We start from the raw sequence: 20,831 nt of genomic DNA, 5'->3' as shown, positions 1-20,831 counted from the left end.
ACAAAAGTGAACAAGCCCGCTCGCCGTGATGGCACACCGGACAGGAACAGACAACAGGCTCCGCGCAGGAAGCCGACCGCAGGTGGCAGGTCGGAGGATCCGCGCAGCGGAACCGCGCGCGGAAGCGCCCCCCGCAAGGCCGCACCGCGCAAAGCCGCCGATTCGTCGGGACACAGCGGCATCAACGACCGCAGCAACGACGCGGTGCCCCGCAAGAAGCCTTCTCGGCCCAAACCTCCGAAGCCGCAGAAGAAGCAGGTCCCCACGACCACCATCAGCAACGCCAAGCCGGCGAAGCACCAGTACGCCGACGCGGACAGCAAGCGTCGTCACGTGCCCCGCGGTGAGGGCGTTCGCCTACAGAAGGTTCTCGCGCAGGCAGGCGTCGCATCGCGGCGTGCCGCCGAGGAACTCATCGCCGACGGACGCGTCGAGGTCGACGGTCGGATCGTCACCGAGCAGGGCATCCGCATCGATCCGAACGTGGCGGTCGTGCGTGTCGACGGCACACGCGTCGTCGTCAAGGAAGAGCTCGTCCACCTCGCGATGAACAAGCCGCGTGGCTGGCAATGCACGATGTCCGACGACCTGGGACGTCCCTGCGTCGGCGACATCGTGTCCGAGCGTGTCCAGGCCGGTCAGCGCCTGTTCCACGTCGGCCGTCTCGACGCCGACACCGAAGGCCTGCTGCTGTTCACGAACGACGGTGACCTGGCCCATCGGTTGATGCACCCGTCGTACGAGGTCTCGAAGACCTACCTGGCGACGCTGTTCGGCGCGATTCCGCGTGACCTGGGCAAGAAGCTGCGCGACGGCGTCGTCCTCGACGACGGTCCGGTCAAGGTCGACGGCTTCGCCCTTCTCGACATCTCGAACGGTTTGTCTCTCGTGCGCATCACGCTGCACGAGGGTCGCAAGCACATCGTTCGACGCCTGTTCGATCACGTCGGGTTCCCCGTCGGCCGCCTCGTGCGCACCGACGTCGGCAACATCGCGCTGGGCGACCAGCGTCCCGGCACGCTGCGTGTCCTCGGACGCGGTGAGGTCGGCAAGCTGTACGAATCGGTCGGCCTCTGATGGCGGGTCTCGTCGTCGCCATGGATGGTCCGTCGGGAACCGGGAAGTCGACGGTGTCGCGCAAGCTCGCCACCGCGCTCGACGCCCGATACCTCGACACGGGCGCGATGTACCGCGTCGCGACGGTGTGGGTGCTCCGCGCGGGCATCGATCCGACCGACCCGGACAAGGTTGCGGAGGTCGTCGCGACACTGCCACTGGACATCGGCACGGACCCGACCGCCGAAGCCGTCACGATGGGCGGCGAGGACGTGTCCGCCGAGATTCGTGGCGACGCCGTCACCAAGGCGGTTTCGGCGGTGTCCGCCGTACCGCGTGTGCGCGAGCTTCTGGTGCAGATGCAGCGTGACATCGCTGCGTCGTTCCCGCGGATCGTCGTGGAAGGGCGCGACATCGGCACCGTCGTCCTGCAGGATGCCGACGTCAAGGTCTTCCTGACGGCGTCACCCGAGGCGCGTGCGGATCGACGCAACAAGCAGAACATTTCTCAGGGACGAGGCGACGACTACGAAGCCGTCCTCGCCGACGTCCAACGCCGCGATCACGCGGACTCCACCCGCGCGGTGTCGCCGCTGCGGCCTGCGGAGGATTCGGTGATCGTCGACACCAGCGACCTGGGCATGGACGGCGTCATCGCCGCGTTGTTGCAGGTCGTAAGCGACAGAACTGGAGTTGTGCAGTGACCGACGATTTCTACGCGGCAGAAACGGCCGGCGACGGCACCTGGAGCGACGAGGGGGAGTGGGACCTCGCCGACTTCGTCGACGGTGACGAGGAGGGCGCGGACGTAGCTGTTCCGACGCTCGCGGTGGTCGGACGTCCCAACGTGGGCAAGTCGACTCTCGTCAACCGCATCATCGGCCGTCGTGAAGCAGTGGTCGAGGATATCCCCGGCGTGACCCGTGACCGTGTCTCGTACGAGGCGAACTGGGCCGGACGTCGATTCCTGGTGCAGGACACAGGCGGTTGGGAGCCCGATGCGAAGGGCCTGCAGCAATCCGTTGCGCGCCAAGCAGAATTGGCGATGCGTACTGCCGACGCGATTCTGCTCGTCGTCGACGCCCGTGTCGGGGCGACCACCACGGACGAGGCCGTCGCACGTACGTTGCGGCGATCGAAGACTCCCGTGATCCTGGTGGCCAACAAGGTCGACGACGCACGGACCGAATCCGAGGTCGCGTCGCTGTGGTCGCTGGGTCTCGGTGAGCCGCAATCGGTTTCGGCGACGCACGGCCGCGGAACGGGTGACTTGCTCGACCTCGTGCTCGAAGCGCTACCGGAAACACCGCGTGAAGGAATTCCCGGTGGAGGTCCGCGCCGAGTTGCGTTGGTGGGCAAGCCGAATGTCGGCAAGTCGTCGCTGATCAACAAGCTGTCGGGGGACGAGCGGTCGGTGGTGCACGATGTTGCCGGTACGACGGTCGACCCCGTCGACTCGCTCGTCGAATTGGGCGGCAAGACTTGGCGTTTCGTCGATACTGCTGGTCTGCGCAAGAAAGTCTCGCACGCGAGCGGTGCGGAGTTCTACGCGTCGCTGCGGACGAAGTCGGCGATCGAGGCCGCCGAGGTCGCGATTCTGTTGATCGATGCGTCACAGGTGATTTCCGAGCAGGACCTACGGGTGCTGAGCATGGTGGCCGATGCCGGTCGCGCGCTCGTGCTCGCGTTCAACAAGTGGGACCTCGTGGACGAGGATCGTCGCCTGCAGCTCGAGAAGGAAATCGACCGCGATCTGGTTCGTGTGCCGTGGGCGCAGCGCGTCAACATCTCGGCGCACACCGGTAGGGCAGTTCAGAAGCTCGTGCCGGCGCTGGAGACGGCGTTGGAGTCCTGGGACAAGCGAATCCCGACCGGGCGCCTGAACAGTTGGCTCAAGGAGGTCGTCGCCGCGACGCCGCCGCCGATGCGTGGTGGTCGTCTGCCGCGAATCATGTTCGCGACGCAGGCGACGACGCGGCCCCCGACGTTCGTGCTCTTCACGACGGGCTTCCTCGAGGCCGGCTACCGCCGGTTCATCGAGCGGCGCCTACGTGAAGAGTTCGGGTTCGACGGCAGCCCTGTTCGCGTCAATGTGCGCATCCGCGAGAAGCGCGAGAGGCCCGGCAAGCGTCGATGAGCTGACCCGCCCAGCCCCTGAGCAGGCGATTTCCTCTCAGGGGCGGGGCTGGGGTAGTCTCGTCGAGCACCCCGAGAGGGGTGCGGCGGGCTGTGGCGCAGCTTGGTAGCGCACTTGACTGGGGGTCAAGTGGTCGCAGGTTCAAATCCTGTCAGCCCGACATTTAGAAGCGCAGTTCAGAGGCGGTTTCGGAGAAATCCGAAGCCGCCTTCTTCGTCTGCGTGCCGCGAGAGTGTCACCACTCGTTCCTTTCAGGGTCGAATTCGGCGCTGAGGCGGTGTCCAGGTGGATCCACGGATGTCCGGAAATCTGCGTTGGTTGAGCGAATGGACCCGGGCGGACGAAGCCACTTGATTCGGCAGGATTGCTGTCAAGTAGCTATGGAGTCCAGAGAGGTCCGTGTCGAGTTGCCTCTTGGGACTAGATCGATGGCTCCGTTTACTTGTCGTCTAGATCCGCTGGCAGCGCACTGTCGATGCGGCGTGTGCTAGCCGCTGTCGTTCGCGTTTAACACGGGATGATGTAGCTCGGGTCTGTGGTGGTGTCGAGCCATTTGCCGTACGAGTCGCCGCCGGATGCCGCGACGGCGGCGCATACCTCGGCCGCGGTCGTGCCCGCGATGCGGTAGACCGCGTAGATAGCGTTTCCGTCGGTGGTGGCTTGTCGAAGCGACGGACACGCGTTGTCGGTGCGCAGATACTGCGCACCTGGGTTGGCGAGTAGTTCCGCTGCGACCTCCTGCGCGTAGGTGTTCGGGTTGGTTGCCGAATACAGCACGACGATGCCTGTGCCGTTGCACGACGGGACTGACATGGTGGAGGCCAGGGCGAGGTCGCCTCGTGCCGATCCGGTCGAGGGCGTAGGTGCGATGGCTGGCGAGGGAGATGTAAATGGCGCGGATGCTGCTGATTGTCCAACCCACTTGGCCAGTTCGTCTCCGAGGGCGCCGTTGTAGCGAATGGATGCGATCGGCGGTCCGGTGACATCGAAGGCGACAACTCCTTTGAGGATGTCTCCCGATGTGACGGTTCCTGTCGGAAGTTGCCCGTCGACTGTCCCGAGTGCTGCGTCGTAGGAGGTGCCGTCGGCCGCCCTGGCGGTGAAGTAGAGCGGATTGACGTTTGTGGTCCCTCGAACCCCTTCCACTGTGACTGTGATCTGGTGCAGTTCACCGGCGGCGGGGAGGCCGTACTTCGACCCTTGTGCAGGGGCGAGGGTTTGGACGGTAATCCGAGTCGTCACGTCGTCGTCGGTGACATCCTGTGCGGCTCCGATCGGAACCGTCGCATCGGTCGGTCGCGCAGTAGTCGCATCGGTGCTCGTGCCGCTTCGTTCTGCTGTCGGGACGCCGCTGGTGCTGCCGCAGCCTGTCAGAACGAGCGCGGTGATGGCAGGGACAAGGAGCCACGATGCTGCGATGTACTTGGGCGTCATTGATGCGTCCCGTTTCTGTGTCGGTGTATGCCGATCAAGTATCTTTGTGTGCTGCCAGGCGTTACATCTGAGCACTTTAGAGCGTGCCGGAGCGGTCCATCGAATTCCTGACACGCCGCACCGAGGACGATAGGAGCTGCACCGAGCTCACAAATGCGATCCATCCACTGGCGTGTCCCACAGGTGGAGCGGTGAATTGTCTGCGCTAGAGGATCTTAGTTGGCGCGGACGAAAACTCCGTCGCTTGCGTGGGATCCGAGCCCAAGTCCGGCGTTGCTCTCGATCTGTTTCCACGTCGGAGTCATGCACAAAACCTACCCGATAGTTTGATCTCCCAGGGAACCGGGTTCCGCCCTGATTGAGTTGTGGCGCAATCGAATAACGCAGTACGTGCGGCCCCGGCTGCCCGAGGGCGCGCTGCTGGATCTGCCAACCGCCGAAGGATCCAGTGGGATGCAGGCAATACCGGTGCACCGGTCGGTAGCTGTGGTCAACACACTCACAGAGCTGCCTTCGCCGTTGGTGATGTAGGCGGTTCCGCTCGAGTCGGTGGTCAGGTCTGGGTTGGCTCTCACTGGCTCGGTGGTCTCGACGGCACTGGTCGCGGTATCGATCACGGTCACTCCGACCTTTACCCGAACAGCGTCAGCATTGTTTCGAAGTTGCGCAAACTGTCGAGATAGTCGTGTCCCGACGGGGGCACCAGCACCGCGGTGTCGACTCCTGCTTCATGCAACTGACGAATGCGCTGCGCCACGGTTTCGGGCGTTCCCGCCAATGCAAGACGGTCGACCCATTCCGCGGGCATGCGCTCTGCGAATTCGTCGGCTGTCTCGCAACGAGACCGCAAGTCGTAGAGCTTTTCCGAGAAGTCCAGGGGTTGGATGTGGGCACGCCATTCGGGCTCGGCCACTACGCGTAACGCTGGCCGCACCACCTGACGTGCCGAGTCGGCAGACTCGTTCACTGCTGCCACGTTGTAAGCGACTATTCGGTGCTCGGCGCCGCCGCGTATGGATTGCCGAGCGGCGACGACGTACTCAGGTGTCGATGGCTCGGCAAGGATTGTGCCGTCTGCTACTCGGCCCGATTCCCTGAGAGACTTCGGTCCGCGAACGCCTGCCATGATCGGCGGCACCGAGCGAGGAGGAAACTCGAGCGCGATGTCATCGAGGTGTACGTAACGGCCGGCTGATTCGATGGTCTTGCCTGTAAGCAGTTGTCGAACTGCGGTGATGTTCTCGGACAGCAATGTAAGGGGGCTTTCGGGCCACACTCCTGCTTGCTGCATCCAGGTAGGCATTCCGTGGCCGATGCCCAGGATCAGTCTGTCGCCGTACAACTCCGTCAGGAAGGACACTTCGAGCGACGTTGCGACCGGGTTCCGCAAAGCGGCAGGAAGGATGCCGATGCCGACAGTGATCCGACTGGTCGAGGCCAGTACGGCTGTCGCCTGGGCGATTCCGCCGCGAAAGAAGCAATCCTCGGCGAGCCACAGCTCGTCGAAACCCAGACGTTCCGACGTGTGCGCGAATGTCAGAAAGTCCTCGATCGCAATGTCTCTGGGTAGCAGCACGCCCAGCTTGTTCGCGTTGTGCACAGGTCACTCCCGTCGCGGCACTCGGACCGACCCCGATCGTGCCGAGCATTTCGAGGGCGGTGGCGTCAGTATGCCCGTGGAACGACGATTTCGTTCGTGATATCGGCGTCCGAACATCACTCGGAAGCGACTTTCGCGGGCCCAGCGCTCAGGGCAGACCACGCTGATACGAGGTCGTCCCGCCGAGCGATCGGCCTTCTTCTACGACGTCACCGGGCATCGCTGTCGTCGTACGTGACGGTGATTTCTTGAAATCCCTTGTTGCGCTGGGCTTCTGCCTGTCCGGTGTAGGAGTTCTTGTCTCCCTCGGTGAGGTCGACGTTGTCCGTGAAGGGCGTCAGCAGAGCCCGGGGGTGCAGGTTGTCCACCCGCACCGCGTTGATCTCGATGCACACGACGATGAGTACCGACGCGACGTACAGAAAACCCAACAGACCCAGGACGATTGCGAAGACACCGTTACTGGTGCTGACATTCCCGACTACGTAGCGGATGTAGATTCCGCCGAAGGACTGGAGTGCCTGCCAGATGACCGCTGCCGCGATCGCTCCTGGAAGAACGTCTCGCACCGAGAGTGCTCGGGCAGTGCCGATACGAAAGGCCGCGGCGAACACTGCGCTGTTCAGCACAATTGCTCCAACGAGGGCGAGCGTACCGCCGGCGACACCGAACATGCCCGACGACGCCACCGCGTTGAGGACCGTCAGTCCGACGATCGCGGAGCCGACCGTGGTCAGCAGCAACAAGCCCCTGAGCCGCGCTCGTAGCGGATCCGGCTGAATGTTCCGTGGGACGGACCACGCCGTATTGAGTGCGTGTTGCGCTGCCAGGGAGACCCCGAGTCCGCCGTACAGGGAACCGACCACGCCGATGACGATCGCGGTGACACCTCCGCTGAGCCGATCCGGCTGACCCAACTGATCGCCGATCACCGGGATCTGACTCATCGCCGAATCGAGAATGCGCTCCTGCAGTTCGGGGTTGCCCGACAATACGATGCCCAGCAACGTCGTGAACAGCAGCAGAAGAGGAAACAGCGACAGGAACGCGTAGTAAGCGATCAGCGCAGACAGATAACCGCCGCGGTCGTCGAGAAACTTGTAGACGACCGCGAGCGGAAATCCTGCCGCGGGATGCCTCCGTTGGAATGCATCGATGCGTGAGACCATCAGCGGCCGAAAATCGGCTTCGAGCCCGTGCTCCGCGCGATTGCCCGGGCAGCGCGCTTGGATTCGCGCACCAAGTGCGGTGAGCATCGACGACGGTTACGGCTGATCAGAACCGCTGCAAGCACGGCGCCGACAACCGCTGCGACGACAGCCAGTGTCCGGGGCGAGGTGGCCGTGTCGACGACGGCATCGACGTCGACTTCGCGAGCCTTCGCGGATGCCCGGTCCACCAGATCCGCAGCGGTGTCGGCCGCGTCGGAAGCGGTGGCCGCTGCGCTGTCTGCGATCGACGATGCCGCCTTGGTCGCCGAGTCAGCTACGCCGGAGGCAACATCGGACACGGTATCGGCTGCTTGATGAGCGTTGGCTTTCGCCTTCTCTGCAGCCCCGCGTCCGCGCATCTCGTCGTCACCCGTTGCTGAACCGATGTGCTCTTTCGCCTCACCGGCGATCTCCTCGGCCTTGTGCTGCGCCTTGTCGATGAAGTCGGACATCCTTTTCCTCCACTCGTGATCGCGGTCCCGCGGAATCGAGGTTCGACACCGCGAACGGGTCGGCGCCGAGTTACCGGCAGCCGTTCGTAGGGAGTTGGTCGTAGACACACACGTAAAGCGCGCGTCCAGGCTCCAACTTGTGACGCACGACACGCCAACGGAGACGCGACGAGCCGTGCCGGAATGAGTTGTCCATCAGAGAGCGATATCTGTCCGAACGCTCGAGTCCGCATGACGCAACAAGTACGCGTTCTCCCCGTTCGATAATTACGCTCGCACCCTGGGACAGAAAACGAGGACGACCGAAACGGTGACCGCGATGCAGAGCATTGCTGCTGGGCGGCGGCATTCCGTCGGAGTGTTGGCCAACGGTTCAGCTGTGGCCGCGGGAAACCCAGACTGGCCCGAGACCCAGGTTGCCGCCTGGTCCGAACTGACGATGGTTGCAGCCGGAAACGTTCATGCAGCCCCCAACACCGGTCGATCACACACGGTCGGACTGCGCGCAGAGGGCACCGTCGTCGCGGTCGGCTGGAACGGCGACGGTCAGTGCGACGTGAGCGACTGGACGAACGTGGTCGAGATTGCCGCTGGGTGGCGACGGACGGTCGCCCTCTTCGCCGACGGGACCGTTCGTGCGGTCGGAAGGCGAGCAGAGGGAGCGTGCGACGTCGAGGATTGGCGGGAAATAGTCGACGTCACCGCCGGGGATTGGCACACCGTCGGCGTTCACGCCGACGGCACCGTTTCAGCCGCAGGTAACAACCACCGAGGGCAATGCGCCGTCGAGAACTGGCGAGACGTGAACACCGCGTCGGCAGGATATCTGCACACGGTTGCAACCACCGGTGACGGCCGAGTCCTGTACTGCGGCAATCGGAATGCTGGCTCTGACCACTGCCGCACGTGGGAGAACATCACCGCTGTCGCCGCAGGTAGTCATCACACGGTCGGTATCGTGTCGGGCGGCCGAGTTCGTGCGGCGGGTGTCAACACTCGGGGGCAGTGCGACGTCGGCACATGGCGCGACGTCGTAGCCATCGCTGCCGGCGCCGAACACACCCTCGGGTTGCGCGCCGACGGCTCGGTCCTTGCGACCGGCAACAACGACGATCATCAGTGCGAGTTGTGACAGTTGTTCGACACACAGCTGAGCACGATATCGAAATGATCCGTCTCGCAACGACTTCAGTTGCTTCAGCTTGCGAGCACCTGTGGTGAAAGTGTCTTCAGCATCCCGTTCGCCCATCGCATCTGCCGCAGAGTGTCGGGGTGGCAGCGCTGGCACAGGTCGATCAGGTCGGTATCGCCGACCGCTTGCGCTCCCTGCGCGAGCAGCTCCCAATCGAGGGACACCCCGGCGGCGGCACGGTGCAGATGCCTGAGATCCATCAGCAGCACCAGGGCCGGTTCGGGTCGTCGGCCGAGCAGGGTGCTGATCTGTTCTTGCACAGCGGTACCGAGTGCCGCAGTGCGAGGTTCAGCGTCGAGGTCGAGTTCGTAGTGCCGCCCATGTTCGGCCAGGGCTGCGAGATGGTCGATCGACCACCCGCGGATGTCGAGGGCGACGTGATGGACTTCCGGTTCGACGCGGTGGCGGGCGGCGATGGTCGACAGGATCCGTGTCAGTTTGGCCTCGGAGCGATGGAGTTCTCGCAGCGCCAACGCAATCTTCATGACCTGGCCTCGTTTCTCGACTTCTCGAACGGCGGCCGAGTCGCCGTCGTGTCGTTGGAGGACCCCGCCACGCGGTCGATGTCCGCAGCGGAGGTCTTGAAGATCGGTTGTTTCGACGCAGGATCCCAGTCGGTGATGGTCATTTCGTTCGCGGCTCTCTCGTGTCTTCCGCCGTCGTGCGAGTCCCAGTAGCCGTAGTGGAACGGCACGAACAGAACTCCGGGCCGAATATCGGTGATTCGGACACGAGCGTCGATGTGCCCACGAGGGGAGCGCACCCTCGCCAGATCGCCCTCGGAGATCTGATGCTCGCGCGCGTCCCCCGCGGACATTTCCACCCATACCTGTGGCGCGGCGGCCTGCAGCTGCGGAGCGCGCGCCGTTTTGGTTCGAGTGTGGAAGTGGTACAGGGTGCGTCCGGTGATCAACGCGAACGGATACTCGACACTCGGCCGTTCATGCGGCGGAAGATACTCGGCGGCTTTGAAGATCGCTTTTCCGTCCGGGTTCATCGCGCGATACTCGGTCGGTTCGACGGGGGTGCCGGTGACGAGGTCCTTGCCGTAGCTCTCGCAGTAGTCAGGGGAGGCGAAGAACTGACCGTTCTCGTACAGCCTCTCGGTGCCGTTCGGCCGATCCGCAGTGCAGGGCCACTGAATTCCGCTGCCGCCGCGCAACTGTGCGTATGTGAGCCCGGTGTAGTCGCACGGGCGTCCCGCACTGGCTTTCTTCCACGCTTCGAATGCGGATTCCGGGTCCTGCCAATGAGGCAACGGATTGTCGTCCTTGTCTCGGAAGTCCATTCGACGTGCGTAGTCCAGAAAGATGTCCAGATCGGCGCGCGCGTGTCCGGGCGGTTCGACGGCTTTGTCGGACAGGTGGACGGTTCGGTCGGCATTGGTGAAAGTACCGAGCTTCTCGCCCCAGGTCGCGGCCGGGAGAACCACATCGGCGAGTTCGGCTGTCTCGGTGAGGAATATGTCCTGAACCACCAGGAACAGGCGCTGCTGAGACAGAATGGATCGGATCCGGGACAGCTCCGGTAGCGAGACCGCCGGGTTGGTGGCACTGACCCACAGCATGCGGATCGAACCTTGTTCGACGTAGCGGAAGATCTGCATGGCGTGGGTGGGAGGGGAGTAGTGCGGGATGCTGTGCATCTCGAGGTTCCACAACTGCGACAACTGTTGCACGTGCGTGTTGTTGGACCAGTTTCGAAAGCCCGCGAGGTCTCCGTCGGCACCGCATTCGCGAGTGTTCTCGGCGGTGGGTTGCCCGTTCATCTGCAATAGCCCGCACCCGGGTTTGCCGAGCATGCCGCGCAGCAGGTGCAGGTTGTTCACTTGTACCGCGGCGGCGGTGGCCTGATGCGATTGGTAGAAACCCTGCAGAACCGTCGAAAGCAGACGGTCCGCGGTACCGACCAGTTCGGCAGCACTGCGAATGTCGTCCGCGGACACGCCGCAGATATCGGCGACCCGTTCGGGGGTGTAATCGGCGAGGCGCGAAGACAGTTCGTCGAAGCCGACCGTGTGCGCGTCGATGTAGTCCTTGTCGATCCACCCGGAGGCGATCACGTGATGCAAGAGCCCGTTCATCAACGCCACGTTCGTGCCGGGCAACGGCGCGAGATGGATGGTCGCTGCCCGGGCGACGGGGGTGGGACGAGGATCGACACACAGAATGCGAGGTGGATCCTCTCCCGCGAGTCGGTCGAGGATGCGTGACCACAACACCGTCTGGGTTTCGGCGACATTGTGACCGAACAGCGCGATGACGTCGGCGTGATCGACGTCGGTGTAGCTTCCGGGTTGCCCGTCGCAGCCGAACGATTCCTTCAGGGCCTCCGCCGCGGTGGCCGTGCACAGGCGGGTGTTGCCGTCGACGTGGTTCGTGCCGATCGCCCCGTGTGCGATCACTCCCAGGGTGTAGTACTCCTCGAGGAACAGTTGCCCGCTCGTGTAGAAGCCGAGCGCACTGGGCCCTTGCTCGTCCAACAGGGCGCGACTGCGGTCGACGATTCGGTTCATCGCGGTGTCCCAGTCGGTTTCCACCAGTTCACCGTCGACGCGAATCAGCGGTGTCGTGAGACGATCGCGTGACGCATTGGCCTGCCACCCGTAGAGGTCTTTGGGTCCGAGACGGCCGTGGTTGACCCGGTCGTCGGCCCGACCACGAACCCCCACGATGGAGCCGTCCTTGACCGCGATGTCCATGGCATCGCCGTTGCTGTGCAGAAGCGACGCCGATTGAACCCAGGCGTCGACGTCCGCGTCGGACACTCCGTCGGCAAGATGAGTGTCCACGCGTACCGGCCACCGCTCGCCGCGGGAGAAGGGGGTGCGCTCACCCCACGGCTCGGTGATCCGGTTCACAGTAGTCACGACGTGCGCGTACCCGCGGTACCTGCCTGCAAACACCGCTCCGACACGTGGTCCTCACGGGTGAACGAACCGATGGTCGAGTAACGCTCACAGTCGGTAACGAATGAGCCGGGAACTGTTGCCCACCACCGCAACCGAGGAAGCGTTGTGCAGAATTGCCGCCAGCACGGGGGAGAGGGCGCCTCCGGCGCTGACGATCAAGCCGACGGCGTTCACGGCGATGGACATTCCGTAGTTCTGTCGGATGACCGACACCGAATGCCTGCCGAGGTCGCGGACGTCGAGTAGTCGGTCCAGGTCGTCGCTGGCGAGTGCGACGTCCGCGGTCTCGACGGCGACATCGGTCCCCGCCAATCCCATTGCGATACCGATGTCGGCGACGGCCAGCGCGGGCGCGTCGTTCGTGCCATCACCCACCATGGCGACGACATAGCCCGCTTCCTGCAGCTCGCGTACGGCTTCCAATTTCCCGTCCGGCATGACCTCGGCCCGCCACTCGTCGATGCCGAGTTCGGCAGCCACTGCAGCCGCCGTTTCCGGGTGATCACCGGTGAGCATGACGATGCGTTCCACCCCGTCGGCGCGTAGCTCGTTCAGGACGCGCAATGCGTTGGCGCGCACCTCATCTCGCAGACTGATCAGACCGACCAGCGTCCCGTCGACCGCGAGGAGCAGGGGAGTCTCGGCCTCGCGCTGCAACCGTGACACCCAATCGGCTGCCTTCTCCGATACGTCGACGTTGTCGCTGCGCAGGAGCGACGGGCTGCCGAGAAGCAGTGTCCGCCCATCGGCGACCGTGCGCATTCCCAAGCCGACGAGGACCTCGCATTCCTCGTGCGGAGGAATTGCGATATGGCGTTCCTCCGTCGAGCGAATGACGGCCTCCGCCAACGGATGACGCGAATGGATCTCCGAACTCGCGGCGTATGCGAGAACTTGCTCCGGTTCCCAGGCGTCGTGAAAGGACACGACGTTCGTGACGACCGGGCGGCCGACGGTCAACGTCCCCGTCTTGTCGAACACCACGGCATCGACGCGGCCCGCCAACTCGAGATGCGAGCCGCCCTTGATGAGAATGCCTCGCCGAGCACCGTTTCCGATCGCCGCGCTGATCGCCGTGGGCGTCGACAAGCCCACCGCGCAGGGGCATGCGACGAGCAGCATCGTCATCGCACGGCGCACATCACGGGTCACCAGAAGCGTCAGCGCCGACAGGATGAACGACGCAGGAACGAAACGCCTCGAGAAGTTCTCGCCGACGGTCTGGATCGGCGCACGGTCCTCCTGTGCCTCCTCGACCCGCGCGATGATGCGGCCGATCGTGGTGTCACGCCCCACGGCCGACGCCCTGACGACGATACGGCCACGAATCACGACAGAACCGGCGTGGATGCGGTCGCCGGCGGTGATCGACACGGGCAGCGTTTCACCCGTGATCGCCGACTGGTCGATCACCGCGTCGCCGTCGACCACCATCCCGTCGACAGGAACGCCGACATGATCGTGGACGACGACGTCGTCACCGACTTCGAGACGGTCGACGTCGACCGAGATCTCGGAGCCGTCGGCGAGCCGGATCCACGCGGTGTCCTGGGTGCCGCTGAGCAGATCGGAGATGGCCCGCCGGGTTCGCTTGAGCGTCAACTCCTGCAGGTATTCGCCGATGTTGAGCAGCCACAGAACGGTCAGAGCGACGACGTTCTCCCGCAACACGAGGCTGGCAACGGTTGCCGCGCTGACCAGTGCGTCGGTACCTGCTGCCCGATTGCCTGCCAGAGATCGCAGCGCGCCTTTCAGGAACGGATAGCCGGTGAAGATCGTGGCGCCCGTCGCAACGACTCGACTGGTCGGGCCCAGAATCGGCGGGCGTCGAAATGCGTACCGCCGCAGTCCCAACAGGACCAGCGCAGCGCCGCCGATGGTCATGCGAAGGACGTCGCCGTTGGTGACGTCGGCAGAACGAGGACTGCGCGCAGGCACCAGTGCCCAAGCCGTGTCACGGCCGGAGGCGACAGCCGAGAACAACTCCGCGCGGTCGAGGCGAGCGCGCGAGTACCACACGACGACAGACGCAGTGCGCGGATACACGTGCACCGCGCGGACGCCGTGGACTTTGTCGACGTGATCCTCGATGGCCACCGCGCGTCCAGGGCTCGACTTCAACCAGTCGACGCGTAGCCGTATCCGGCCGGCCGCGTCGGACAGAATCTCGAACCCTGTCGGGAGCACATCGTGTTGCGATACAACCGAAGTCGACACGGTATGCCCGGTGTCAGTGCGAATGTCCGTGTCCGGTCTCGGATACCACGGGAGGAGGCACGTCCTCACCGAGGCGATCCCGAGCTTCGGCGACGACGTCGGACACCGCGAGACGCGCGGACTCCGCCTGTACCTCGGCTTTTCGTGCTGCGCGGAGTCCGACCTCGGTGACCGACACCGCGACCTTACGAACAGGCGCCTTCTCGTACAACTTCTTCGCACCGTTGTACGCGGCGACGCCGACCGCACCGGTCACGACCGTCGATACTGCTTTCGCGACGATGATCGGAAACGCCATGGTTCGTACTCCCTCGGTCGAGATTGCCGCTTGCTGACAATCGTTGTCGATAGCTCAGCGTAGCGGTGGCTCGGGCATGGCGCCTACCGACACCGGATGATTCGGTCAGATTGCGTCGAAGGCTTGTTCGAGAAGGGTCTGCGAACGCGTCATGTCTGGGTCGGTGCCGTCGAGCAGGTTGTCCAGGCCTTGTTGGGCGATCCCGTCGAATGTCAGGTAGATCAGCTGCTGGGGCAGCCGAGCTGGTTCACCACGCAATTCGCAGTAGCGGCTCACGACGTTCCACACCATGTCGGTTCGCCTGGCTTCGATCTCGCTCACCTCTGCGCGCAGCGATGCTTCGTAGCGGGTCTGGTTACGCAAGTCGTACCAGAGCCGGTGTAACGAGGAATCGGACTGCAGCGTCGTGACGAACATCGTCGAGAACATCTGCCGAAGTTCCTCGGCCGTAGTCGCAGAGGCGACTGCCTCGTCGTATCGCGTGACGCACACACCCTCGTAGATCCGCACAGCCTCGGCGATGAGGTCGAGTTTGTCTCGAAAGTAGTAGTGCAGCACTCCATGGGAGAACGACGAGTTCTGTGCAATCTCGCGCAGGCTGGTGCGTGCGTACCCCAGCTCGGCGAGTGTGATGAGGGTGGCTGTAGCAAGCTCGACGCGCCGTGCCGCGAACTTCTCCGGGCCGCGTGCGCCCGTCCGCGCGTCCAGTTGCGTGGCATTGGTCATCGACCGAGTGTACGGCGCTAGTCAGGGCTGGTGTGCATCTCAGGTACGTCGTGGAGGCCGATTTGGACACCTGTCCAAAATCCTTGACAGTTGTCAAATAAGACTCGTAATGTGACGACGATCTCATTTATCCAGAACGATGCCGGGTGTTGCACCGTCGCGTTGCGGTCTGTCGAGAAAGAGGCACATTCATGACCAGTTACGACCTTTCCGGCCGAACGGCCCTCGTCACCGGGGCCGCACAAGGGCTGGGCGCCGGTATGGCTTCAGCGTTGGCGCAAGCGGGAGCGGCGGTCGCCGTCGCGGACATCAACGACGACCTGGGCCGAGAGACGGTGGACAACCTTCGATCCACGGGCGCCAAAGCCGAGTACTTCCACCTCGACGTCCGTGACGACGCGGGGTGGGAGACAGCGACGTCGGCGGCCGTGGCCGCGCTCGGCGGACTCGACATCGTCGTCAACAACGCCGGTGTCGAGGTGACCGACCTCCTCGTCGACTTGGACGCCGAAGCAGCGTCGGCGCTGCTGACCGTGAACATCCTGGGGACGGCGCTCGGCATCAAGCACGCCTTCCGGGCCATGCGCCCGGGTGGGGCAGCCGGCGCCGGTGGTTCGGTGGTCAACATCGCCTCGGTCGCGGCGACGATCGCGTTCCCCGGTATCGCGATCTACTCGGCGTCCAAGGCGGGTATCGATCGTCTGACCAGGGTGGCCGCGGCTGAATCCGGCAAGCTCGGATACGGCGTGCGCGTCAACTCGATCTATCCGGGACTCACGCCGACGGCCATGGGCAACAAGCTTGCTGTCGAGACGGCAGCGTTGGGACTGTTCGAGTCGCCGGAGGCCGCCGCAGGCGCGGTCGCGGAGCTCACTCCGCTGGGGCGTCTCGGCCAGATCGACGACATGGCCGACGCCGTGGTGTTCCTGTCTTCCGACGCCGCCAAGTTCATCACCGGTGCCGGACTTCCCGTCGACGGCGGGATGGGGATGTGAACCGCGTGTCCGCCAGTTCGACGGCGGGAGTTCCCTTGTGACGCTTGCTTTCTACCTCGACAAGGGTGCGTCCCTCGGCCCGGACGCGCCGTGTCTCACGCTGAACGGCGAGTCCTTGTCGTACGGAGACGTCGTCGCTCTGTCGCAATCGGTGGCCCGGTCGTTGAGACGGGCCGGCGTGATGCCCGGGGACAAAGTGGGGATTCTTTCGGCCAACCACCCGACGTCGTTCGCGTGTGTGTTCGGCATCGCCCGGTCGGGGGCGGTCTGGTGCCCCATCAACCCGCGGAACGCTGCACAGGAAAACGCCGACTTGCTCGACTTGTTCGACTGCACGACGCTACTGTTCCAGCCGGCGTTCGACGAACTGGTTGCCGAGATCGCGCCCCGGCTGTCCAGGCTCACCACCTTGGTGCGGTTCGGCGAGTCCGACAGTGTCGCTGAGGGTTTCGACGACTGGCTCGCCGCGGCAGCCGATGACGATGCGCCGGACGCGACATCTGCCGACGATGTCGTCGCACTCGTGGGCACCGGCGGTACTACCGGCAAGCCCAAGGGCGTCATGCTCACCGACGGCAATCTGCAGACGATGACATCGATCGTGCTGATGCAGTATCCGTTCGTCGGCCGTCCCCGGTACCTCGCGCTGGCACCGCTCACTCATGCGGCCGGGGTGTTGTGCTTCCCCATCATGGCGCTGGGTGGGGAGATAGTCGTGATGGACCATCCCGACGTAGGCGAGTTCCTTGCGCTGGTCGCGCGTCACCGGATCACACACACCTTTCTGCCGCCCACGTTGATCTACATGACACTGGCACACGAGAGGCTCGACGCGACGGATCTGTCGTCGTTGCAATGCTTCTGGTACGGGGCGGCGCCCATTTCGAGCGCACGCCTCGCCGAAGCGCTCGAACGGATCGGCCCGATGGCACAGCTGTTCGGCCAGTCCGAGGCGCCGATGATGATTTCGACGCTGTCGCCCGCTCAACACCGTCGCCCCGACGGGAGCATCGACGACGCACGCCTGACGAGCGCCGGCTACCCGTCGCCGTTGGTGATGGTGGCGATTCTGGACGAAGCCGGAAACCCGGTCCCGACGGGGGCCAGGGGCGAAGTCTGCGTCCGCGGACCGCTGGTGATGGCCGGATACTTCCGCAATCCCGAAGCGACCGCCGCTGCGTCGGCGCACGGATGGCACCACACCGGCGACATCGGCTACCTCGACGACGACGGTCTGCTCTTCATCGTCGACCGCGCCAAGGACATGATCATCACCGGCGGCTTCAACGTATATTCCGCCGAGGTGGAGCAGGCGCTCATGGCCCACGATGCCGTCCGTGACTGCGCAGTGATCGGTTTGCCCGACGACAAGTGGGGCGAGCGCGTCACTGCTGTGGTCCTGCTCCACGAGGGTGCGTCCCCGGCGCCGAGTGAACTCATCGCCTTCGTCAAGGATCGGGTCGGATCGGTCAAGGCGCCCAAGCAGATCGAGGTGTGGCCTGACCTCCCGCGCTCGACCGTCGGGAAAATTCTCAAGACCGAAATCAGGTCGACCCTGGTCGCCGACTGAGCCGCACCCATCGATCCATACAGACCTCACGAGGAGGAACACACATGTTCGAGCTTGCTTTGTACTTGCCCAACTTCCGCGAGAAGATCACCGTCGCCGAACTCGAGGACCTCACCAGCCTGGCGGAGGAACTCGAGTACGAGTCGGTCTGGACCCTGGACCGAATCATCGTCCCGGAGGCCTCCGACCGCGCCGAGATGGAATACGCCTTCGGGATGATGCACGAGCTGCCCAAGCAACTGCCCGTGTCCTCGCGGGGTGAATTCCTACAGGGCTTCCCGTTGCTGCCGTGGCTGGCGGCCAAGACCAGCACCATTCGAATCGGGATGAGTATCATCGACACCCCGTACCGCGCACCGGGCGTCTTGGCCGCCGAACTGGCGACGATCGATCACCTGAGCAACGGTCGACTCAACGTCGCAGTCGGATCCGGTTGGATGCCAGAGGAATTCGCAGCCGCCAGCGCGAGTCATATTTTCCCGCGTCGCCATCAACACCTGCGAGAGACGATCGAGATCCTGCAGGGCATCTGGGCCAACGATGTGTTCGAGTACCACGGCGAGTTCGCAGATTTCGGCCCCAGCGGATTCGGAGCGAAGCCGCTGCAGACTCCGCGTCCGCCAATGTATTTCAGCGGTCTCAAGGACGCCGAACGCGCAGCCAAGCGAGTCGCCAGGTACGGTCTCGACGGCTGGATCGGCATTCAGGACTCTCCCGAAGAGATCGCAACCTGGCGCGCCGGAATCGCAACGGAACTCGACAAACTCGACACGGCACGAACGGTCGACGACCTCGACATCGCGACCATGATCTGGACCGTGATCACCGACGTCGACATGGACGACACCCCGGCTGGTAAGGCGACCAACCTGCTCGTCGGATCCGAACGTCAGGTGACCGACAAGCTCAAACAGTACCGCGAAGCGGGCCTGACGAAGCTTCTCGTGTGGCCGCCCTTCGCCGATGTCCCCACGCCGAAGACGATGGACGACATGAAGCGCCTGAAGAACGACATCCTGCCGAAGATCGAGGCGGTGTAGCTCACGGCGTAGCCCGCGTCGCATCATCTACCGTCGCGACGCGGGCTGCCCGTGCAGTTGTCTGCGCATGACCACCCGGGTGAATCCACCGGAGACCGCGGACGTCTCGGCCGCGAACACGAAGCCCGATGCTTCGAACAAGCTGCGGGTTCCGACGTAGGCCATCGTCGGATCGACCTTCTCACCCCTGTTGTCGACCGGATATCCCTCCAGCGCCGGCGCACCGTGGTGTGCAGCGAATTCGACGGCGCCGTCGAGAAGGACGTGCGAAACGCCCCGTTTGCGGTATCCCGGGCGGACCCGGATACACCACACCGTCCAGACCGCCGACGCGTCGACGTGCGGTATCTTCCGTGACCGAGCGAACGGCAGTTCGGACCGCGGCGCCACCGCAGCCCAGCCGACGACCTCGTCACCGGCATAGGCGAGCACTCCCGGTGCAACGTCTCGGTGAGTCAACGTCTCGACGTAGGCGCCGCGCTGCACACCGACGAGTGCCTTGTTCGTCTTGGCGTCGAGTCGGTGACTGAGGCACCAGCACACCGAAGACGACGGGTTCTTGGGCCCGAGTACGGTACTCAGGTCGGTGAACGACGTTGCCGGCCGGACCGAGAAACTCACGCGCCACAGCGTAGCGTGAACGCAACGGTGACGTGGTCGATCAGGTGTGCTCCGACGACCGGAGACCGGCCTCCACTCGATGATCAGGTGACAACGCGTCGGCAAGCATGTGCATCGCCGCGGTGTTGGAAAGCGAACGCACACTGGCTCGGTCGCCGGGGAGACGCAGCGTCCGGGCGATGGTGGGCCGGTCGGCGAACGCGAGTGCGATGCACACGGTGCCGACGGGTTTGGCCTCGGTGCCGCCCCCTGGCCCTGCGATCCCGCTCGTGGAGATTGCGACGTCGACGTCCATCGTCTTCAGCGCGCCTTCCGCCATCATTGCCGCCACCTGCTCGCTCACGGCACCGTGCTCGTCGAGAATGCCGGCGGGGACGTCGAGGAGGCTCGTCTTGACCTCGTTGGCGTAGGACACCACGCCGCCTGCGACGTACGCCGACGAGCCTGCGCGATCGGTGAGCCGGGCGGCGATCATCCCGCCCGTGCACGATTCTGCCGTGGCGATCCGGCGCCCAGCCAGGTGACGCGCGACTATGTCGTCGATGGTGGACCCGTCGGTCGAAAAGATCTGTGCGCCATGGGCGTCGTCGATGAGGCCTGCCAGAGTCGAATACGTGTCCGCCGCGGACTCCTCGTATCGGGTGACGATTTCGAGCTCCCCGAGCCGTAGGCAGGTGGTGATCTCCAGATCGTCGAATCCCGTCATCCGGCTCTCTGCCGTCCGCAGCGTCGCGGCAAGGTCGGCCTCCGACAGCCCATAGGCGCGGATGGTGTCTTGCCGGATCCGCGCTCGGCGTGCCAGTACCTCGGCGACCGGTGTGCTCTCGACGGCATCCGGCCACATCGCCTGCAGTTCGCGAGGCGGGCCCGGCAATACGAGAACGGCAGGTAGTGAACGAGATTCGTCGGCGGGCATCGCTACGCCGGGTGCCGTTCCCGTCGGCGAGATGGACTCGGCACCGTGTGGAACCAGAGCCTGCTTGCGGATCCCCGCCCGTAGCGGTTCGGAGTCGGTCGACGAGCTCAGTCGGCTTCGCCATCGCTGCACGATTGCGTGGATGCGTTCCTCGAGTTCGACGTCGACGTGCAGTTCCCGGCCGTACAGGGCGGCAACCGTCGCCACGGTCAGATCGTCGGCGGTCGGACCGAGGCCCCCGGTGGTGACGATCAGGTCGACCTGCTGATCGGCGAGAAATCGGAGCTGGGCGGTCAGGTCACCGGGCCGATCCCCGCAGATGGTGATGTGCGCGACGTCGACGCCCATCTCCAGTAGCTGCGTGGCCACCCACGGGCCGTTTCTGTCGGTGACCCGTCCGGAGAGAACTTCCGTTCCCGTGACAACGACACCCGCTCGCACAGTCATCGTTCGAC

At 64.5% G+C, this 20,831-nt stretch carries 18 protein-coding genes and 1 tRNA gene; 8 read left to right on the top strand and 11 right to left on the bottom strand.

Features of this window, described 5'->3' with window-relative positions; translation table 11 throughout:
• The first annotated feature begins 6 nt into the window (after positions 1 to 6).
• From HQ354_RS04125 to HQ354_RS04110, 4 genes are all read left to right on the top strand, one after another.
• Positions 7 to 1,077 (top strand): pseudouridine synthase, encoded by a 1,071-nt coding sequence (locus HQ354_RS04125; protein WP_084424030.1) that lies wholly within the window; start codon positions 7 to 9, stop codon positions 1,075 to 1,077.
• On the top strand, positions 1,077 to 1,760 hold the full coding sequence (gene cmk / locus HQ354_RS04120; protein WP_068431440.1) for a (d)CMP kinase: 684 nt from the start codon (positions 1,077 to 1,079) through the stop codon (positions 1,758 to 1,760). Before HQ354_RS04125 ends, cmk begins: the two co-directional genes overlap by 1 nt.
• On the top strand, positions 1,757 to 3,193 hold the full coding sequence (gene der / locus HQ354_RS04115; RefSeq protein ID WP_167679151.1) for a ribosome biogenesis GTPase Der: 1,437 nt from the start codon (positions 1,757 to 1,759) through the stop codon (positions 3,191 to 3,193). Before cmk ends, der begins: the two co-directional genes overlap by 4 nt.
• A gap of 86 nt (positions 3,194 to 3,279) precedes the next feature.
• Positions 3,280 to 3,353 (top strand) — tRNA-Pro (locus tag HQ354_RS04110).
• A 347-nt stretch (positions 3,354 to 3,700) separates the two neighbouring features.
• Here HQ354_RS04110 and HQ354_RS04105 read toward each other — a convergent pair.
• From HQ354_RS04105 to HQ354_RS04090, 4 genes are all read right to left on the bottom strand, one after another.
• Positions 3,701 to 4,627: a DUF1942 domain-containing protein gene (locus HQ354_RS04105; RefSeq protein ID WP_167679149.1), complete on the bottom strand. Its 927-nt coding sequence runs from the start codon at positions 4,625 to 4,627 to the stop codon at positions 3,701 to 3,703.
• Between the two features lie 631 nt (positions 4,628 to 5,258).
• Positions 5,259 to 6,227 (bottom strand): LLM class flavin-dependent oxidoreductase, encoded by a 969-nt coding sequence (locus HQ354_RS04100; RefSeq protein ID WP_206031329.1) that lies wholly within the window; start codon positions 6,225 to 6,227, stop codon positions 5,259 to 5,261.
• 209 nt (positions 6,228 to 6,436) lie between these two features.
• Positions 6,437 to 7,396 (bottom strand): YihY/virulence factor BrkB family protein, encoded by a 960-nt coding sequence (locus HQ354_RS04095; RefSeq protein ID WP_167679090.1) that lies wholly within the window; start codon positions 7,394 to 7,396, stop codon positions 6,437 to 6,439.
• Entirely contained in the window at positions 7,396 to 7,890 is a 495-nt protein-coding gene (locus HQ354_RS04090; protein ID WP_222634210.1) for a CsbD family protein, read from the bottom strand. Before HQ354_RS04090 ends, HQ354_RS04095 begins: the two co-directional genes overlap by 1 nt.
• Positions 7,891 to 8,209: 319 nt before the next feature.
• Between HQ354_RS04090 and HQ354_RS04085 the strand changes: the two genes are divergently transcribed.
• A complete protein-coding gene (locus tag HQ354_RS04085) occupies positions 8,210 to 9,022 on the top strand; it encodes a chromosome condensation regulator (RefSeq protein WP_167679092.1) in 813 nt (270 codons plus the stop codon).
• 65 nt (positions 9,023 to 9,087) lie between these two features.
• Here the strand turns inward: HQ354_RS04085 and HQ354_RS04080 are convergent, their stop codons facing one another.
• The 5 genes from HQ354_RS04080 to HQ354_RS04060 form a co-directional block, all read right to left on the bottom strand.
• Positions 9,088 to 9,567: a hypothetical protein gene (locus HQ354_RS04080; protein WP_167679086.1), complete on the bottom strand. Its 480-nt coding sequence runs from the start codon at positions 9,565 to 9,567 to the stop codon at positions 9,088 to 9,090.
• Positions 9,564 to 11,951, bottom strand: coding sequence for a molybdopterin oxidoreductase family protein (locus HQ354_RS04075; protein ID WP_167679084.1), 2,388 nt, complete (start codon positions 11,949 to 11,951; stop codon positions 9,564 to 9,566). Before HQ354_RS04075 ends, HQ354_RS04080 begins: the two co-directional genes overlap by 4 nt.
• 87 nt (positions 11,952 to 12,038) lie before the next feature.
• Entirely contained in the window at positions 12,039 to 14,180 is a 2,142-nt protein-coding gene (locus tag HQ354_RS04070; protein ID WP_222634209.1) for a cation-translocating P-type ATPase, read from the bottom strand.
• Between the two features lie 43 nt (positions 14,181 to 14,223).
• Positions 14,224 to 14,508: a DUF1490 family protein gene (locus HQ354_RS04065; RefSeq protein WP_068431406.1), complete on the bottom strand. Its 285-nt coding sequence runs from the start codon at positions 14,506 to 14,508 to the stop codon at positions 14,224 to 14,226.
• Between the two features lie 105 nt (positions 14,509 to 14,613).
• Entirely contained in the window at positions 14,614 to 15,234 is a 621-nt protein-coding gene (locus HQ354_RS04060) for a TetR/AcrR family transcriptional regulator (RefSeq protein ID WP_167679082.1), read from the bottom strand.
• A gap of 191 nt (positions 15,235 to 15,425) precedes the next feature.
• Between HQ354_RS04060 and HQ354_RS04055 the strand changes: the two genes are divergently transcribed.
• The 3 genes from HQ354_RS04055 to HQ354_RS04045 are packed head-to-tail and all read left to right on the top strand — an operon-like array spanning position 15,426 to position 18,839.
• Positions 15,426 to 16,229, top strand: coding sequence for an SDR family NAD(P)-dependent oxidoreductase (locus HQ354_RS04055; RefSeq protein ID WP_068431400.1), 804 nt, complete (start codon positions 15,426 to 15,428; stop codon positions 16,227 to 16,229).
• 37 nt (positions 16,230 to 16,266) lie between these two features.
• A complete protein-coding gene (locus tag HQ354_RS04050; RefSeq protein ID WP_167679080.1) occupies positions 16,267 to 17,799 on the top strand; it encodes a long-chain fatty acid--CoA ligase in 1,533 nt (510 codons plus the stop codon).
• Positions 17,800 to 17,843: 44 nt separating this feature from the next.
• A complete protein-coding gene (locus HQ354_RS04045; RefSeq protein WP_222634208.1) occupies positions 17,844 to 18,839 on the top strand; it encodes an LLM class flavin-dependent oxidoreductase in 996 nt (331 codons plus the stop codon).
• A gap of 27 nt (positions 18,840 to 18,866) precedes the next feature.
• Here the strand turns inward: HQ354_RS04045 and HQ354_RS04040 are convergent, their stop codons facing one another.
• Positions 18,867 to 19,460: a GNAT family N-acetyltransferase gene (locus HQ354_RS04040; RefSeq protein WP_114330884.1), complete on the bottom strand. Its 594-nt coding sequence runs from the start codon at positions 19,458 to 19,460 to the stop codon at positions 18,867 to 18,869.
• Between the two features lie 40 nt (positions 19,461 to 19,500).
• Entirely contained in the window at positions 19,501 to 20,823 is a 1,323-nt protein-coding gene (locus tag HQ354_RS04035) for a competence/damage-inducible protein A (RefSeq protein WP_222634207.1), read from the bottom strand.
• Between the last annotated feature and the right edge of the window lie 8 nt (positions 20,824 to 20,831).

It is taken from the genome of Rhodococcus sp. BP-261, assembly GCF_019835205.1.
Classification (GTDB): domain Bacteria; phylum Actinomycetota; class Actinomycetes; order Mycobacteriales; family Mycobacteriaceae; genus Rhodococcoides; species Rhodococcoides kyotonensis_B.
This window is presented reverse-complemented; position numbering and strand designations above follow the sequence as displayed.